This is a genomic window from Bradyrhizobium sp. USDA 4472, assembly GCF_054058595.1.
This window is the reverse complement of sequence record NZ_JBSSAM010000001.1, coordinates 3410334-3426051: the sequence shown is the minus strand read 5'-3', so window position 1 is coordinate 3426051 and position 15718 is coordinate 3410334. Positions and strand designations below refer to the sequence as shown.

At 64.8% G+C, this 15718-nt stretch carries 16 protein-coding genes; 7 read left to right on the top strand and 9 right to left on the bottom strand.

Annotated features, from left to right (window positions below; all coding sequences use genetic code 11):
- Positions 1 to 57 precede the first annotated feature (57 nt).
- The gene (locus tag ACVWZ4_RS15775) at positions 58 to 630 is read right to left on the bottom strand and encodes a cob(I)yrinic acid a,c-diamide adenosyltransferase (protein ID WP_456740703.1); all 573 of its coding nucleotides are present in this window, start codon (positions 628 to 630) and stop codon (positions 58 to 60) included.
- Between the two features lie 2 nt (positions 631 to 632).
- On the bottom strand, positions 633 to 827 hold the full coding sequence (locus ACVWZ4_RS15770) for a twin transmembrane helix small protein (RefSeq protein ID WP_092230919.1): 195 nt from the start codon (positions 825 to 827) through the stop codon (positions 633 to 635).
- 296 nt (positions 828 to 1123) lie between these two features.
- Here ACVWZ4_RS15770 and ACVWZ4_RS15765 point away from each other — a divergent pair, with 296 nt between their 5' ends.
- Entirely contained in the window at positions 1124 to 2017 is an 894-nt protein-coding gene (locus ACVWZ4_RS15765) for a YihY/virulence factor BrkB family protein (RefSeq protein ID WP_456699876.1), read from the top strand.
- Here ACVWZ4_RS15765 and ACVWZ4_RS15760 read toward each other — a convergent pair.
- Together ACVWZ4_RS15760 and gluQRS are read right to left on the bottom strand one after the other, a co-directional pair.
- Positions 1944 to 3209 (bottom strand): ATP-binding protein, encoded by a 1266-nt coding sequence (locus tag ACVWZ4_RS15760; RefSeq protein WP_456699877.1) that lies wholly within the window; start codon positions 3207 to 3209, stop codon positions 1944 to 1946. The two genes, ACVWZ4_RS15765 and ACVWZ4_RS15760, sit on opposite strands and share 74 nt — an antisense overlap.
- Before the next feature lie 103 nt (positions 3210 to 3312).
- Positions 3313 to 4185 carry a tRNA glutamyl-Q(34) synthetase GluQRS gene (gene gluQRS / locus ACVWZ4_RS15755; protein WP_456740702.1) on the bottom strand — a complete coding sequence of 291 codons (873 nt, stop codon included), beginning with the start codon at positions 4183 to 4185 and terminating at the stop codon, positions 3313 to 3315.
- A gap of 185 nt (positions 4186 to 4370) precedes the next feature.
- On the opposite strand from gluQRS, the gene ACVWZ4_RS15750 reads away from it, so the two are divergent.
- From ACVWZ4_RS15750 to ACVWZ4_RS15725, 6 genes are all read left to right on the top strand, one after another.
- Positions 4371 to 5111, top strand: a complete 741-nt coding sequence (locus tag ACVWZ4_RS15750) for a DNA-3-methyladenine glycosylase family protein (protein WP_456740701.1) — start codon at positions 4371 to 4373, stop codon at positions 5109 to 5111.
- 392 nt (positions 5112 to 5503) lie between these two features.
- Positions 5504 to 6061: an HNH endonuclease gene (locus ACVWZ4_RS15745; protein WP_008142962.1), complete on the top strand. Its 558-nt coding sequence runs from the start codon at positions 5504 to 5506 to the stop codon at positions 6059 to 6061.
- A 167-nt stretch (positions 6062 to 6228) separates the two neighbouring features.
- Complete coding sequence (locus ACVWZ4_RS15740; protein ID WP_456740700.1) at positions 6229 to 7479, top strand: glycosyltransferase family 87 protein; 1251 nt, start codon at positions 6229 to 6231, stop codon at positions 7477 to 7479.
- Positions 7480 to 7582: 103 nt separating this feature from the next.
- Positions 7583 to 7804, top strand: coding sequence for a dodecin (locus ACVWZ4_RS15735; protein WP_456699881.1), 222 nt, complete (start codon positions 7583 to 7585; stop codon positions 7802 to 7804).
- Positions 7805 to 7982: 178 nt separating this feature from the next.
- A complete protein-coding gene (locus ACVWZ4_RS15730) occupies positions 7983 to 9884 on the top strand; it encodes a sensor domain-containing diguanylate cyclase (RefSeq protein WP_456740699.1) in 1902 nt (633 codons plus the stop codon).
- Positions 9885 to 9933: 49 nt separating this feature from the next.
- A complete protein-coding gene (locus ACVWZ4_RS15725; protein ID WP_456699883.1) occupies positions 9934 to 10584 on the top strand; it encodes an HAD family hydrolase in 651 nt (216 codons plus the stop codon).
- Between the two features lie 12 nt (positions 10585 to 10596).
- Here ACVWZ4_RS15725 and ACVWZ4_RS15720 read toward each other — a convergent pair whose 3' ends face one another.
- The 5 genes from ACVWZ4_RS15720 to ACVWZ4_RS15700 form a co-directional block, all read right to left on the bottom strand.
- A complete protein-coding gene (locus tag ACVWZ4_RS15720; RefSeq protein WP_456740698.1) occupies positions 10597 to 11784 on the bottom strand; it encodes an MFS transporter in 1188 nt (395 codons plus the stop codon).
- Positions 11785 to 11911: 127 nt separating this feature from the next.
- The gene (locus tag ACVWZ4_RS15715) at positions 11912 to 12880 is read right to left on the bottom strand and encodes an ABC transporter ATP-binding protein (protein ID WP_456699885.1); all 969 of its coding nucleotides are present in this window, start codon (positions 12878 to 12880) and stop codon (positions 11912 to 11914) included.
- Positions 12877 to 13872 (bottom strand): ABC transporter ATP-binding protein, encoded by a 996-nt coding sequence (locus ACVWZ4_RS15710; RefSeq protein ID WP_456740697.1) that lies wholly within the window; start codon positions 13870 to 13872, stop codon positions 12877 to 12879. The genes ACVWZ4_RS15715 and ACVWZ4_RS15710 overlap by 4 nt, the downstream gene beginning before the upstream one ends.
- On the bottom strand, positions 13872 to 14789 hold the full coding sequence (locus ACVWZ4_RS15705) for an ABC transporter permease (RefSeq protein WP_456699887.1): 918 nt from the start codon (positions 14787 to 14789) through the stop codon (positions 13872 to 13874). Before ACVWZ4_RS15705 ends, ACVWZ4_RS15710 begins: the two co-directional genes overlap by 1 nt.
- A complete protein-coding gene (locus tag ACVWZ4_RS15700) occupies positions 14755 to 15714 on the bottom strand; it encodes an ABC transporter permease (protein WP_456699888.1) in 960 nt (319 codons plus the stop codon). The genes ACVWZ4_RS15705 and ACVWZ4_RS15700 overlap by 35 nt, the downstream gene beginning before the upstream one ends.
- Positions 15715 to 15718 lie beyond the last annotated feature (4 nt).

Genomic DNA, 15718 nt, shown 5'->3' with positions numbered 1-15718 from the left:
CCCGGTCAACGCGCGTCGGGCCTAATTTTAGCTCCCTGAAATGCCGACCTCAATGGGTCAGCGATTCTGGCCCGGGACCCAGAGCACGTCGCCGGCGCCATTCCCGTTAGCAGCGCGGCTGGCCACGAACAGGAAGTCCGACAGTCGATTCATATATTGAATGCCAGCTGCACCGACCGGCTCTCCGGGTTGGGCGGCCAGTTCCACGATCATGCGTTCCGCCCTGCGGCAAATCGTGCGGGCGACGTGGAGGTGGGCGGCGGCCGGCGTACCGCCCGGCAGCACGAAGGACGTCAGCGGCGCGAGCTTGTCATTGAGCGCGTCGATGTCGTGCTCGAGCCGCTCGACCTGGCCTGCCACCACCCGCAGCCGCTCGGCTTTACCCTCGCGCTCAGGCACAGCTAGGTCGGCACCGAGATCGAACAGATCGTTCTGGATACGGCCGAGCATCGCATCGAGCTCGGGAGCATCCTCGGTGTGGAGGCGGACCACGCCGATCGCGGCATTGGTCTCGTCGACCGTGCCATAGGCCGCGATGCGCAGATCGTATTTCGGGCGGCGCTCGCCGGTTCCGAGCGCTGTCGTGCCGTCGTCACCGGTCTTCGTGTAGATGCGGTTCAGGATAACCATGGTCAGCGCCCCATGATCCAGACGGCGAGCATGGCAATGACGATCGCGACGAACTGCAGCAGCACGCGCAGACGCATCAGCTTCTGCGAGGTGTTGGGCGAGCCGCCGCGCATCATGTTGACCAGACCAAGCAGCAGCACCAAGGCCACGGCGCCGGCTGCGACCGGCAGGATGAAAGTACTCAGGAGAGATGCCATTTGGGGGTGATAACACCGTGTGCGGCGCTCCGCCATGGCGTTCCCAATCTGGCCTTTGAGACGATAATGTCAGAAACTCATGAGATGATTTCCGATCCGCGCCCATCCCTGGCCCTGTTCGCCTCTCGCCGCTTGCGGGGAGAGGCCGACGCGCGGAACGCGCGGTGGCTGACGGGGGCTCTCCGCAAGGATGATGACGGAGGGCTTCGCGGAGACTCCCCCTCACCCGGAATCCGCGCTACGCGCGCCTTCCGGCCGCTCCCCGCACGCGGGCAGAGGCGACGTCGGAGCAAGCAGTGAGAGCAATCCGTACCATCTACGTCGTCGTAGAGGACGCCTTCTACACCTTCCTGGCCGACGACGGCTGGGCGATCGCGAGCCACATCGCGCTATCGACCCTGATGGCGCTGTTCCCGTTCCTGATCGTGTTGACTTCGCTCGCCGGCTTCTTCGGCTCCAAGGAGCTCGCCGATCAGGCCGCCAGCCTGATGCTTCAGGTTTGGCCCAAGCAGGTGTCCGATTCGATTTCGGGCGAGGTCCACGACGTGCTCACCACGACCCGCTCCGGCGTGCTGACGATCGGCGCGGTGCTGTCGGTCTATTTCGCCTCGAACGGCGTCGAGGCGCTCAGGGTCGCGCTCAACCGCGCCTATGCGGTGGTGGAGATGCGGCGCTGGTACTGGCTGCGGCTGGAATCGATCGGCTACACGCTGGTGGCGGCCGTCACCGCACTCGCCATGGCATTCCTGATCGTACTCGGGCCGCTGCTGATCGAAGCTGCGCGGCGCCATATTCCACTCTTCGTCGAATCCAACGAAAGCATCCTCACCTCGCTGCGCTACGGCATCACGATCGCCGCGCTGGTCGTCGCGCTCTTCATCCTGCATGCCTGGTTGCCGGCGGGGCGGCGCAGCTTCCTTCAGATCCTGCCCGGAATCGTCTTCACGATGGTGGCATCGCTGATCTCCGGCATCGTGTTCGGACAATATCTGGCGCGCTTCGCCAACAATTACGTGACGATGTATGCGGGGCTCGCCTCGGTGATCATCGCCCTGGTGTTTCTGTATTTTATCGCTGCGATCTTCGTTTACGGCGGCGAGCTCAACGCCGCGATCATCAAGTCACGGCTTCCTCACGGCGTGTCGCTTCAAGCAGCGCAGTCGCTAGAGCACGCGGGGACACAGGCTTGACCAGGAAAGCATCCGCGCCGGCCTCGCGCGACGCCGCCTCATCCTCGCCGCGACCGGACACGCCGATGATCGGAATCTGAGCCAGCGGCGCCTGCATCGTGCGGATCCGTCTGATCGCCTCGACGCCATCGATGCCGGGCAGCACCATGTCCATCAGCACGGCATCGAAGCCGCCCTGCGCGAGCCGGTTCACCGCGTCCTCACCGCGCCCGATGAACTCGGCATGATGGCCGAGCTCGGTCAGGATCGTGTTGAGCACGACACGGCCGAACGGATTGTCTTCGACGCTGAGCACGCGCAACGCGGCCAGCGCATCCGCGGCGTCACCAGCAGGCTTGCGCCTCTTCACCGGCCCCGCCGCGTCGAGCGTGACTGTCAGCGTAAAGGTCGCACCGCCACCACGGCGCGGCGCGACCGTGATGTCGCCGCCCATCGCGCGCGCCAGCTGCTTCACCGAGGACAAGCCGAGCCCGGCGCCGCCGAAGCGTGACGCGATGGTGACATTGGCCTGGGTGAACGGGCGGAATAGTCGCTTGATCTCGGCCATGGTCAGGCCGATGCCGCTGTCGGAGACCGCAAAGGCAACGCCCACCCGGCGCTTGTCGCTCTTCCTGCTCTTGGCGGCACGCCAAGGCTTGACTGCGAACGCCACACCCCCTTGGTCGGTGAATTTGACCGCATTATCGATCAGGTTCTCGAGCGCGGCGCGCAGACGCACGGGATCGCCAACCACCAGCCCCGGCAGCTTCTCTGAGATATCGACCTGTCCCTGAAGGCCCTTGGCTGCAGCACGCCCGGCGAGCGAATCGCCGGCGCTGCGAGCCAGTGCACGCAAATCGAACAAATCCTCCCGCAGCGTGCTGCCGCCGCTCCCGTTGCCTTGGCCGGTCCTGGCGGCGTCCACGAACAGAGTCGCAAGGCTCGCCAGATGCTCGGCGCCAGCCTTGATGGTGTCGGCCCAGCGCCGTTCCCGCTCGCCGAGATCGGAGGTCGCGAGCAGGTCGCTGATCGCGAGAATGCCGGTCAGGGGCGTGCGGACCTCATGGGCAAAGGCCGCGAGGGCAGCCTGGACCACGTCCGGAGCGACCGCCTTGGTGCTGCGCTTGCGCACCTTGGCGGCCGGCCCGGGTCGCTTCCGAGGCGACCGCCTAGACGTCCGCGTGGTGCGCGCCGGGCGCGTTTCTGCCGCCATAAGTCCCCTTCGAAGCAGTACCTTCGAACCCCAGCCTGTCAGGCAGCATGGCACGACGGAATAGGTGGAGTCACGGCGGTGTTGGGCTAAACCCCAGAGAAATCTAACCTAATCCCACCAGCTGGCGGATACCGGCGGGCGAGGCTCCGATTGCGCGCAACTGCCGCAGCCCGGTCGAGCGATCCGATTTCGACAGCTTCCTTCCGTCACTGTCTCGAATCAGGGCGTGGTGGCGATAAGCCGGCTCGGCCAGGCCGAGCAAAGCCTGGAGCAGGCGGTGGACCGAGGTGGCGTGAAACAGGTCCTGACCGCGCACGATCTCACTCGTCCCCTGGAGCGCGTCGTCGACCACCACGGACAGGTGATAGCTGGTCGGCGTCTCCTTGCGGGCCAGGATCACGTCGCCCCAGGCGTCAGGCCGCGCTGCGACCACGCCCCGCTCGCCATCGGGTCCCTCGCCCAGCTCGTTCCAGGTCAGGCTGGAGACGCGCCGGCGGGCCGCTGCCATGTCGAGGCGCAAGGCGTAAGGCACGCCGCTGTCGATCAAGCGCGACCGCTCGCCGGCAGACAGTAATTGGGCGTTACCAGGATAGAGCGGCGCGCCGTCGGGATCACGCGGCCATGGCCCGTCCGCCGCGCGCGCGGTCACCAGCCTGGCAATCTCGGCGCGGCTTTCGAACGCGGGATAGACGAGACCGAGCGCCGAGAGTTTTTCCAGCGCGGCGCGATAGTCGGCAAGATGCTCCGACTGTCGCCGTACCGGCATTTCCCAGGTGATGCCCAGCCAGGCAAGGTCTTCGTAGATCGCGGCCTCATATTCCGGCCGGCAGCGCGTCGCGTCGATGTCCTCGATCCGCAGCAACAGACGCCCGCCGCTGCCCCGCGCGCGATCGAAGTTCAGCAGCGCCGAATAGGCATGGCCGAGATGCAAATGGCCGTTCGGGCTGGGGGCAAATCGGAAAACGGGTGGCGGCATAGGCAAAGATCTCGTCATGGCCGGGCTGTCCGGGCCATCCACGTTCTTCGGTGCGACTTACCAACCGTGTCAAGGTCGCGAACGAACACGATGTCCCCGCCCATGCTAACAATAACGCGCGGTTGGAAAGACGCGGATGGCCGGGAAAGCCCGGCCATGACGCCGAGAGAGTTTGCCGAGCCATCATGACCATCCACCTCGAAACCCAATCCGATCTCGAAGAAGCTGTTCGCACGCTGGTCAAGCGCGATCCGCGGCTCAAGCCGGTGCTTGATATCGCCGGGATGCCGGCATTGCGGCGGCGCGAGCCGGGCTTTGCGGGGCTTGCGCACATCGTTTGCGGGCAGCAGCTTTCCACCGCGAGCGCGGCGGCGATCTGGGGACGGCTGTCAGCCGCCTTCGATCCGTTCGACCACGAGGCCGTGCGCCGCGCCCGGACCGACCGGCTGGGGCGGCTCGGCCTGTCCGCGGCCAAGATCAAGACCCTGAAGCATCTCGCGCGCGAGATCATCGAGGAACGGCTGAACCTCGACGTGCTCGCGGAGGAAGATGCAGATGCCGCGCATCACACGCTGGTCTCGCTGCCCGGCATCGGCCCGTGGACCGCCGACGTCTATCTTCTGTTTTGCCTCGGTCATGGCGATGCGTGGCCGGCCGGCGACCTCGCCGTGCAGGAAGGCATCAAGATCGGCCTTGGCCTTCAGGCGCGGCCGACGGAAAAACAGATGGCCCCGCTCGCCGAGCCCTGGCGCCCGCTGCGTGGTGCCGCCGCGCATCTGTGGTGGAGCTACTACCGCGCGGTCAAGAAGCGCGAGGGCATCATCGCGGGCGAAGCGAACCCTGTTTCAGACAATGTTGCTGTTGCAAAGCGCAGAGCCCTCAAGAAGAAGGTGCCGGCGCGGGGAAAACGGGGATCTTCACCATGACGCCGATCGACTGCGTCGTCGCACGCAGCGATCTCGAGCGATGCAAGCTGATCGACACTCCCCTTCCGGATGCGGCCGCACCGACCGCTTCGCATTCAGTGCCAACAACGTCACGTGTGCCGCGATGGGCGACGAGCTGAAATCCTGGCAGATCCTACCGGCGTCGCAGGGTTCGGCAACACTCGTGTGTGGGACTTTGGCGAGGTGATCGCCTGGGCGCGTCTCAACGCGCAGCCCTCCCAATCGCGGCGTTTTTGCGCGTTTCGCCACCCCGCCGCCGCATTGCTTGCGCCTGAATAAGTCGCTCGACGGGCTTCACAATCCCGTCACGCTGCATGTAGTATGTCAGTACATGCTGCTTCGCAGCGTATATTGGAGGCCAGGAGCGTTACTTGAACGCACATGTCTCGCAAGGCAGTTGGCCGGTGCTGGTCCTGAACGCGGACTTCCGGCCGCTGAGTTACTACCCACTGTCTCTGTGGTCGTGGCAGGACGCGATCAAGGCGGTGTTCCTCGACCGCGTCAATATCGTAGCGCATTACGATCAGGCGGTTCACAGTCCCACGCTGCAAATGCAGCTGCCGAGCGTGGTCTCGCTCAAATCCTTCGTCAAGCCGACCACCCATCCCGCCTTCACACGGTTCAACGTCTTCCTGCGCGATCGTTTCGCCTGCCAATATTGCGGCTCGCCCGAAGACCTCACCTTCGATCACATCATTCCCCGCAGCAAGGGCGGCCAGACCACCTGGGAAAATGTGGTTGCGGCGTGCTCGCCCTGTAATCTGCGCAAGGGCAATCTGACGCCTGCACAAGCCAAGATGTTTCCGCGTCAGAGCGCGTTCGCGCCGACCGTGCACCAGCTCCACCGCAACGGCCGGCTGTTCCCGCCAAACTATCTGCACGACAGCTGGCTGGACTACCTGTACTGGGATACGGAGCTGGATCCGTAAGGCATCGCTGCGTCCCGTCTCGTCGCCCTCCCCGGCGGCGACAGAACGCGGGCAAGGTCCGGCCGTGCCGGCCAACCCCTATCCTTTCGTTACCGGACCTTAACTCTCCGTCCGCAATCTCGCCGACAGATCGGCCGGCCATGTGCCCAGTAGAGATTAGCGAACGGATGCTCACCGCAACATTGGAGCAGATCCAGGCCTCGCCGCGAAAGCGGACGATTTATGTCTGCATCATCGTCACACTGCTGGCAGCCATCCTCATCTTCAAGGCGATCCGCTTTTTCGACGGCGGCCTCTGGTATGGCGGCCAGACCGTCGACTTCGCAGCCTTCCACATTGTCGCGCAGCGGATCTGGCTCGGTGACCTCGACCTGACCTACCGGTTGGCTGCGTTCACGAAGATGCAGATGGCAGCAGCCGGCGGCGCCACCGCCGTCATGCCCTGGACCTACCCACCGCAATTCGATCTGTTGCTCGCCCCCCTGGCGTTCCTCCCGGGCTGGGCCGCCTATGCTCTGTTCACGACCGTCACGCTGGCGGCCTATCTGATGACGCTCCGCGTGATTGCTGGAAACAACCTTGCGCTCGTGCTCGTCGTGTTTTTCCCGGCGATCGCGATCACCATCGCCATCGGGCAGAATGGTCTGCTGACCGGGGCCCTGATCGGACTGATCTGCATCAACGCGGAGCGGCGCCCGGTGCTATCGGGCATCGCCCTCGGAATCATGGTCATCAAGCCTCACCTGGCGGTTACGGCCGGCATCTACGTGCTGATGACGCGCCGCTGGACGGCGGTGCTGACCGCCGCGATCGTGGTGATCGCGAGCTCGCTCGTCTGCGCGCTCGCCTTCGGCCCGCAAATCTGGAGCGCGTGGCTCGGCAGCATCCGCGAAGCCGCGAGCTATCTGGAGGAAGGCCGCTATCAGCTGTTTCGGATGATCTCGGCCTATGCGGCCTTGTACAATGCCGGACTTCCGCCAGCCGGAGCGTTCTGGGGACAAATGGCCATGGCTGCATTGGCGCTCGTCACCGTCGCACTCGCGGTTGCGCGCGGACCGTCCCCCCGCTTCGCGCTCGGCGTCGTCGCGGTCACCTCCGTGATGATCAGCCCCTATGCCTACGACTATGACTTGCCGATCGTGGGGATCGGTCTCGCGCTGCTGCTTCCCGATCTTGCCCGGCTGGCTTGCCGGCGCGAACGCGGCGCCATCTATGCTCTCCTGCTGCTGGCCAACGCCTACGGATTGTTGCAATCGGCGCGGCTGTCCGCGGAAAACGCCCAGGCTGACAGCCTTGGGCGCACCATGACGCCGGCCGTCGGAGGCTTCGCCCTCATGGCCGTGCTCGTGATGCTGCTGTGGGTCCTGCTGCGCCAGGCGGGCCCCGCCGCGGTTCGCCTGCACGGCGAGCCTGCCTAACTTTCCTCCCGCTCGCGCACGAGGGAACCGGAATGGCCGGCGCCCGTTCAGATGAGAGGCCAAGCCGCGGCGAGGGCCGTGGTGCCAGCAACGGAGGTCCACCATGCCCGCAACCGAGAGGGATCACGTCTACAAGATCTTGGAACTGGTCGGATCGTCCGAGGCCTCGATCGAGGATGCGATCAAGAACGCGATCGGCCGGGCCTCCAAGACCATTCGCGAAATGAAATGGTTCGAGGTGGTACAGACGCGGGGCCACATCGAGAACGGCGCGGTACGGCACTACCAGGTCACGCTGCGCGTCGGGTTCACGCTCGATGAGTGAAGCGCCGAGCGCGAGGTGACCATTACACCACGGCTGCGTGGTTAACATCCGCGTACGAGGGTCGATCAAATGTCGAGAAACCTCACCGGTTCAGTACGGCCCCGCGCAATCATCACAGTTCCTGCAACAGGCCGTTAAGACCAAAGTGAGAGGTTTGCCCAGAATTGGAGCAAACCCGATGGTCACGAGCCGCGAACTCGGCAAGACCCACCTTCCGCTCTGGGCGGCGGGATTCGTTGCGCTGATCTGCGTCACGATTCTGGGCTTGAGCCTCTGGCGCGAATGGGAAACGCGCAATGCAGAACTCCGAAACGCCGAGATCGACGTCACCAATCTGGCGCATTCGCTGATCCAGCACGCGGACGATACGTTCGAGCTCGCCGATACGATTCTGGTCGGATTGGTGCACCGGCTCGAGCTCGACGGATTGGGTCCGGACACGATCTCAAAGCTCCAGACCTATCTGCCGACCCGGAAATCATCGGACCGTATCCGCGGCATCTTCGTCTACGACGAAACCGGCCGCTGGCTCGCCACAACCGAGCATGTCGACTTCTCCGGGCTCAACAACAGCGACCGCGAATATTTCCAGCAGCATCGCGCCTCCCCGGACAAGGGCACGCTGATCGGTCGGCCCGTCAGGAGCCGCTCCGGCGGCCAGTGGATCATCACGGCGTCCCGCCGGATCAACCATCCCGATGGCAGTTTCGCCGGCGTCGCGCTGCTCACGATCGACGTCGCCTATTTCTCGAAATTCTATGAACGTTTCGACCTCGGACCGAATGGCTCGGCATCGCTGCTCAACGACGCCGGCATCCTGCTGGCCCGGACCGGCGACAAGAGCGAAGCTTTCGTCGGCCGGGACCTGTCCAAAACGCCCTTGTTCAGGGATTGGGCAAGCCGGCCCGAAGCGGCGGTCTATTACTTCAAGTCGCCGCTCGATAACCTGCAGCGCCTAAGCTACTATCAGCGCAGCAGCCGCTATCCCCTGATGGTGCTGGCGAGCAAGTCTCAGGAGGACGTGCTGGCCCCCTGGCGACGCGCGGCGGGCACGCGCATGATCTTCGTCCTCGGTCTCGTGCTGCTGATCGCCGTGATCGGCTTCTATCTGGTCCGTCAGTTGCTGCAACGGCAGCGCATGGCACAGGTCCTGGTTGCCAAGGAAGCAAATTTTCGCCTGCTGGCCGAGCAATCCAGCGACATGGTGACCCGGATCGGGCTGGATAACCGGCTGCTCTACGTCTCGCCCTCGTGCGTACGCATCACCGGGTGGTCGGCCGACGAACTGCTCGATACGTCGGCCCTGGCCGGCATCCACGAGGATGACATGGAACGGGTCGAGCAGGCCATCGCCGCGCTGAAGAACGGCGAGGCCGAGGAAGCGCGGTTCATCTATCGCCAGCGCCATCGCGACAAGGGCGAGATCTGGGCCGAGGCGGCTCTGCACGTGACGCTAGCGTCTGACAGCGGCGAGATCGACGGCGTCGTCGCCGTCATGCGCGACATGACCGAGCAGAAGGACCTTCAGGACAAGCTTGCCTCGCTTGCGACGACCGACGGCCTCACCGGGCTTGCCAACCGACGGGCATTCGACGAACGCCTGGCCGACGAATGGGCGCGCGCCCGGCGCGACGGAACGCAGCTGTCGCTCCTGCTGATCGATGTCGATCATTTCAAGAAATTCAACGACCATTACGGACACCTGGCGGGCGATGGTTGCCTGCGCGCGCTGGGCCGGATTCTATCCGCCACCGCCAGGCGCCCCGCCGACCTCACGGCGCGGTACGGCGGCGAGGAGTTCGCCGTGCTGTTGCCGAACACCGGTCCGGACGGCTGCGTCGAGGTCGGCGAAGGGATTCGCCAGGCCCTGCACGACCTCGCCATGCTGCACGCGCAAAATCCACCCTCCCGTCTGGTGACTGTCAGCGTCGGCGCCGCGACGAGCCTTCCATCCCAGGCCCCGGACTCAAATACGCTGCTCGCCGCCGCCGACCGCGCACTCTACGCGGCCAAGGACAGCGGCCGTGACCGGCTGGTGATGTCGGGGCAGGTCGTCCCCTGGCCCGCGAAGAGCGCCTGACGGAATTGTCGGTCACGTCCTGACGGGATATGACTGCAGTCGTCGCCGAATGTTCGGCCTACCCGCGAGCGCAGCAGTGACCGACGAAATAAAGCTCGTCCTCTTCGACATGGACAACGTCCTCTGCGACTACGACAGGAGCAAGCGCGTGGCGCGCCTGGCGGAGCTTGCGGGATCGACCGACGAATTCGTTCACCAGGCGATCTGGGGCAGCGGCTTTGAGCTGCTCGGCGATTCCGGCACGCTCGATGCCGTCGACTACCTGCGGGGCTTCGGCGAGCGCATCGGCTATCCGCTGTCGCTCGATCAATGGGTGGAGGCGCGGCGCTGCTCGATGCGGGCCGATCGCGCGATGCTGGAGCTTGTCGGGCAGCTGCGCCGAACCGTCGATATTGCGGTCCTGACCAACAATACCACGCTGGTTGCCGATCACATCGATACGCTGCTGCCTGAATTGCGACCGCTGTTCGGAATCAAGATCTACACCTCGGCGCAGTTCAAGACGGCGAAGCCCGATCCGCTCTGCTACCGGCGCTGCGTTTCGGAGCTCGAAGTCAGACCCGAGACCGTCCTCTTTGTCGACGACCTCCCGGCCAATGTCACCGGCGCCAGGGAAGCCGGCCTGCTTGCGCATCACCACACGTCCGTGGACACGTTCAGGCAAGCCCTTTCGGGTCACGGCCTGCTTGGCCAGCGATGAGCGAATTCGACATCAGGCCAGATCGACGCCACGCCGCTCCGGGATCAGCGCGAGCAACGCCACGATATCGATGAGGTAGAGCAGTGCAAGTCCTGCGATCGCGGTCGGAAAGCCATAGGCGGCACTGACGATGCCGACGACCAGCGGACCGAAGCCGGCCACCGCCCGACCGATGTTGAAGAACACGTTCTGCGCAGTGGCGCGCGCTGCGGTCGGATAAAGCTCGCTCATCAACGTGCCGTAACCGCCGAGCATGCCATTGACGAAGAAGCCCATCACGGCTCCGCCGATCAAGAGCGCAGCAGCGGTCGTGAGCTGCGAATAGACCACCACCATGGCAGCCGCACCCAACATATAGGTCAGAAACGTCGCCCGGCGGCCGAAACGGTCGGCCGCATGACCGAACAGGAAGATGCCGAGCGCCATGCCTGCGATGGTGACTGATGTCCAGACGGCCGATTGCGTCAGGCCATAGCCGAACTGCATCGAGAGATAGTTCGGCAGCCAGATCATGATGCCGTAATAGCCGAAATTCTGCACCGAGCAGAGGATGATCAACCCGATGCCGATCCGGGTCGTCTCCGCATCGGCCACGAGCGCGCGAAGTGACGAGCCTGCACTCTCCGCCTTTGCCTTGTGCGCAATGAAGACGTCAGGCTCGTGCAGCTTGCGCCGGATCACGTAGGCGATTACTGCCGGAAACACGCCGAGCGCAAACATCCCGCGCCAGCCGATGATCGGCAACAGGACCGGTGTCACCAGCGCCGCCGTGAGCACGCCGAACTGCCAGCCCAGCCCGACATAGGAGGTGGCCCGCGCGCGTTTGCTCGCTGGCCAGACCTCGGCCACCAGCGCCATGCCGATGCCGAATTCGCCGCCGAGTCCAATACCGGCGACGGCCCGATAGGCCAGCAGGTCCCAATAGCCCTGCGCCAGCGCGCAGAGGCCGGTGAAGACCGCGAACAGAACGATGCTCCAGGTCAGAACCCGCACGCGGCCAAGCCGGTCCGACAGCACACCGAAGATGAGACCGCCGACGACCGCGCCGACCAGAGTGCCGGTCACCAGCGAGGCCGCCTGCGGCTGCGTCAGGTGAAGGTCTTTCGAAATCGCCGTCAACATGAAGCCGAGGATGAGCAGGTCGAACCCGTCCATGGCGTATCCGAGCGCCGATCCCCACAGCGCCCGACGTGCTTCCACGTCCCGACCGCTCCCACGCGCAATCTCGACCGCGCCGAGAGTCACATCCTGTACCTGGCTCATGCATCCCCCTACGCCAGCCGATCCCTTGCGATCAAGACCCCCGAAGAGCTACGCACCGCGCAACTTAGACGAGATGACACGCCACAAAATGCCCGCCCGCGCCTTCCTTCAGCTCAGGCGCGGATTCGGCGCAGCGCGGCTGGGCAATCGGACAACGGGTGTGGAAGTGACAACCCGCGGGCGGCTTCATCGGGCTCGGCACGTCGCCCTTGAGGCGGATGCGGTTGCGCTTGAGCTTGGGATCGGGCACCGGCACCGCGGAGAGCAGCGCCTTGGTGTAGGGATGCTGCGGATTGCGATAGAGATCGCTCGCCTTGGCCAGTTCGACGATACGGCCGAGATACATCACCGCGACACGGTCGGAGATGTGCTCGACCACCGACAGGTCGTGCGCCACGAAGAGATAGGTGAGGTTGAGCTCGGCCTGGAGATCTTCCAGCAGGTTGATGACCTGCGCCTGGATCGAAACGTCGAGCGCGGAGACCGGCTCGTCGCAGACGATCAGCTTCGGCTCGACCGCGAGCGCACGCGCGATCACGATGCGCTGGCGCTGGCCGCCGGAGAATTCATGCGGATAGCGGCGCATGTGCTCGGCCTTGAGGCCGACCTTCATCAGCAGGCCAGCCACGCGCTCCTCGCGCTCTTTGGCGTTGGCTGCGAGCTTGTGGATGGTAAAGGCTTCGCCGAGAATGGAGCCGACCGTCATGCGCGGATTGAGTGAGGCGAACGGATCCTGGAACACCAACTGCATGTTCCGCCGCATCGCGCGCAGGTCGTTGCCGTCGAGCTTGCCGACGTCCTGGCCGTCAAACACGACGTCGCCCTCAGTCGGCTCGATCAGGCGCAGCACACAGCGCCCCGTCGTCGACTTGCCGCAACCGGACTCGCCGACGAGACCGAGCGTCTCGCCGCGGTCGACCGAGAACGACACGCCGTCGACGGCGTAGACGGTGGCGACCTGGCGCGACATCAGGCCGCCAAGTACCGGGAAATGTTTCTTCAGGCCGCTGACGCGCAGCAAGGGCTCGCTCATGCCGCGCCTCCCAACTGCGGATCGCCGAGGTGACAAGCCATGCGATGACCGGGCGCGATCTCGCGCAGCAGCGGCTCCTTCGCTGTGCAGACGTTCATGGCGAACTTGCAGCGCGGCGCAAAGCGGCAGCCGACCGGCGGATTGATCAGGATCGGCACCGAGCCGCCGATCGCCTCGAGCCGCGTCTTGTGCGCGCTGTCGAGATCGATGCGCGGGATCGAGCGGATCAGGCCCTGCGTATAGGGATGGCCCGGATCGGCGAAGAGCGCGTCGACGCCGGCTTCTTCCACCACCTTGCCGGCATACATGACGACGACACGTTGCGCCGTTTCGGCGACGACACCCATGGCATGGGTGATCAGCATCACCGCCATGCCGAAGCGCTCCTTCATGTCCTGGAGCAAATCGAGAATCTGCGCCTGGATGGTGACGTCCAGCGCGGTGGTCGGCTCGTCGGCGATGATCAGCTTGGGCTTGCAGGCGAGCGCCATCGCGATCATCACGCGCTGGCGCATGCCACCGGAAAACTGATGCGGATAATTGTGCACGCGGCCCTCGGCGTTCGGGATCTGCACCAACTTCAGCATCTCGATGGTACGCGCGAGCGCCTGCTTCTTGGTCACGGCCTCGTGCCGGCGCAGGCTCTCGGCGATCTGCTCGCCGACCGTCAGCACCGGATTGAGCGAGGTCATCGGCTCCTGGAAGATGAAGCCGATCTCCTTGGCCCTGATGTCGTCGAGCTGGTTGCTCGTCAGCGGCACCAGGTCGCGTCCCTCGAAGATGATCTCGCCGGCCGCGATGCGGCCCGGTGGCATCGCGATCAGCTTCAGGATCGACATCGCCGTGACGGTCTTGCCGCAGCCCGATTCGCCGACGACGCAGAGCGTCTCGCCCTTGTTGATGGTGATGTCGACGCCGTCGACAGCCTGGAGGATGCCGTCATCGGTGGAGAAGTGGGTCTTGAGACCTTTGATCTCGAGCAGCGCCGCCATCAGATCACCCGTCGCGCATCCAGCGCGTCACGCAGACCGTCGCCGATGAAGTTGATGGCGACGACCGCGATGAAGATCGCACCGCCGGGAAACAGGGCCCAATGCGGCCCGATGTCGAGAAAGTCCTTGGCGTCGTACAGCAGCCGGCCCCAGGTCGGGGTGTCAGGCGGGAAGCCGAGGCCGAGGAAGGACAGCGTCGATTCCGCGATGATCGCGGCGGCAACGTCGATGGTACCGGCGATGATCACTGGACCGAGCGCATTGGGCAGGATGTGCTTCACCACCTGACGCACCGGGCTCGCACCGAGCGCGCGCGCGGCCTCGACGAACTCCTTCTCGCGGATCGACAGGAACTGTGCGCGGACGAGACGCGCCACCGGCATCCAGCGCAGGCCGCCGATCACGAGCACGATCAGGATGAAGATGCCGCCCTCCGGGCCGAACACCTGCTTCAGCCCGTCGCGGAACAGATAGATCAACAACAGCAGCAGCGGCAGTTGCGGCAGTGACAGAAACAGGTCGGTCAGCCACATCAATCCGTACCCGAGCGCGCCGCGGGACATGCCGGCGAGCGAACCAATCAGCGTGCCGATGAACACCGACACCAGCATCGCGGCGAGCCCGACGGCGAGCGAGATACGGCCGCCATAGATCATGCGGGCGAGGATGTCCTGACCGAGATCGTCGGTGCCGAAGGGATGGGCGAGCGACGGCCCCTGCAGGCCCGCCACGATATCGATGTCGTCGATCTTGACGGGCCAGACGAAGGGGCCGGCCAGCACCGCCAGAATCAGGATGAGGAGCAGAAACGCGCTGACCACAGCAAGCCTGTGCCGGCTGAAGCGCCGCCACGTCTCGCGCGAGGGCGAGTAGACGCGCCGCTCAGCGGAAGGAGATGCGAGGGTCAAGCCAGCCATAAAGGACGTCCGCGATGAGATTGAACAGCACCACGAGGCACGCGAAGACGAAAGTGACGGCCATCACCACCGGCGTGTCGTTGGAAAGGATGGAAGAGATCAGGAGCGAGCCGATGCCGGGAATGCGGAAGATCTGCTCGGTGACGAGGGCGCCGCCGAACACCGCCGGCATCTGCAGCGCGATCAGCGTCACGACCGGGATCATGGCGTTGCGCATCACGTGCTTGACGATGACCTTGGTCTGGCCGAGGCCCTTGGCCCGCGCCGTGGTGACATAATCGAGCCTGATGACGTCGAGCATCGCCGAGCGGACGAAACGCGTCATCGAGGCCGCCTGGAACAGGCCGAGCACGGCCACCGGCATGATCGCCTGCCGGATCATCTCCAGCACATAGTGGATACCGGTGGCCTTGATGTCGGCGGTATAGACGAACGGCAGCCAGTCCAGCGTCACCGAGAAGATCAGGATGAACAGGATGCCGGTGAAGAAGGTCGGCAGCGAGAAGCCGACGAAGGCGAGCGTGTTCGCGACCTGGTCGAACAGCGAATAGGGTTTTGTGGCGGCATAGACGCCGACGGGAATCGCGATCAGCAGCGCCAGGATCTGCGCCGAGCCGATCACGTAAAGCGTGGCCGGCAGGCGCTGCAGGATGAGCGTGTCCACATTCATCCGGCTGACGAAGGAGAAGCCCCAGTCGCCGTGCAGCATGGCGTTGAGCCAGTGCAAATAGCGAAGGTAGATCGGATCGTCGAGGCCGAACCTCGCCCGAAGCGCGGCTTGCACCTCGGGCGGCACGTTCGGATTGGTCGCGAGTTCGCTGAAGGGATCGCCTGGCGCAAGCGCCAGGACGACGAACAGGACCAGCGAGATTCCGAGCAGGCTCGGAATCGCGATCATCAGACGACGCAGGACGTACTGACTCATGAGC

Excerpts from the sequence above, each read along its gene's own strand:
- ACVWZ4_RS15770 (WP_092230919.1), bottom strand. The coding sequence starts at position 827 with ATGGCATCTCTCCTGAGTACTTTCATCCTGCCGGTCGCAGCCGGCGCC.
- ACVWZ4_RS15705 (WP_456699887.1), bottom strand. The coding sequence starts at position 14,789 with ATGGCTGGCTTGACCCTCGCATCTCCTTCCGCTGAGCGGCGCGTCTAC.
- ACVWZ4_RS15710 (WP_456740697.1), bottom strand. The coding sequence starts at position 13,872 with ATGGCGGCGCTGCTCGAGATCAAAGGTCTCAAGACCCACTTCTCCACC.
- ACVWZ4_RS15760 (WP_456699877.1), bottom strand. The coding sequence starts at position 3,209 with ATGGCGGCAGAAACGCGCCCGGCGCGCACCACGCGGACGTCTAGGCGG.
- ACVWZ4_RS15740 (WP_456740700.1), top strand. The coding sequence starts at position 6,229 with ATGCTCACCGCAACATTGGAGCAGATCCAGGCCTCGCCGCGAAAGCGG.
- ACVWZ4_RS15730 (WP_456740699.1), top strand. The coding sequence starts at position 7,983 with ATGGTCACGAGCCGCGAACTCGGCAAGACCCACCTTCCGCTCTGGGCG.
- ACVWZ4_RS15725 (WP_456699883.1), top strand. The coding sequence starts at position 9,934 with ATGTTCGGCCTACCCGCGAGCGCAGCAGTGACCGACGAAATAAAGCTC.
- ACVWZ4_RS15700 (WP_456699888.1), bottom strand. The coding sequence starts at position 15,714 with ATGAGTCAGTACGTCCTGCGTCGTCTGATGATCGCGATTCCGAGCCTG.
- ACVWZ4_RS15715 (WP_456699885.1), bottom strand. The coding sequence starts at position 12,880 with ATGAGCGAGCCCTTGCTGCGCGTCAGCGGCCTGAAGAAACATTTCCCG.
- ACVWZ4_RS15775 (WP_456740703.1), bottom strand. The coding sequence starts at position 630 with ATGGTTATCCTGAACCGCATCTACACGAAGACCGGTGACGACGGCACG.
- ACVWZ4_RS15735 (WP_456699881.1), top strand. The coding sequence starts at position 7,583 with ATGCCCGCAACCGAGAGGGATCACGTCTACAAGATCTTGGAACTGGTC.
- ACVWZ4_RS15750 (WP_456740701.1), top strand. The coding sequence starts at position 4,371 with ATGACCATCCACCTCGAAACCCAATCCGATCTCGAAGAAGCTGTTCGC.
- gluQRS (WP_456740702.1), bottom strand. The coding sequence starts at position 4,185 with ATGCCGCCACCCGTTTTCCGATTTGCCCCCAGCCCGAACGGCCATTTG.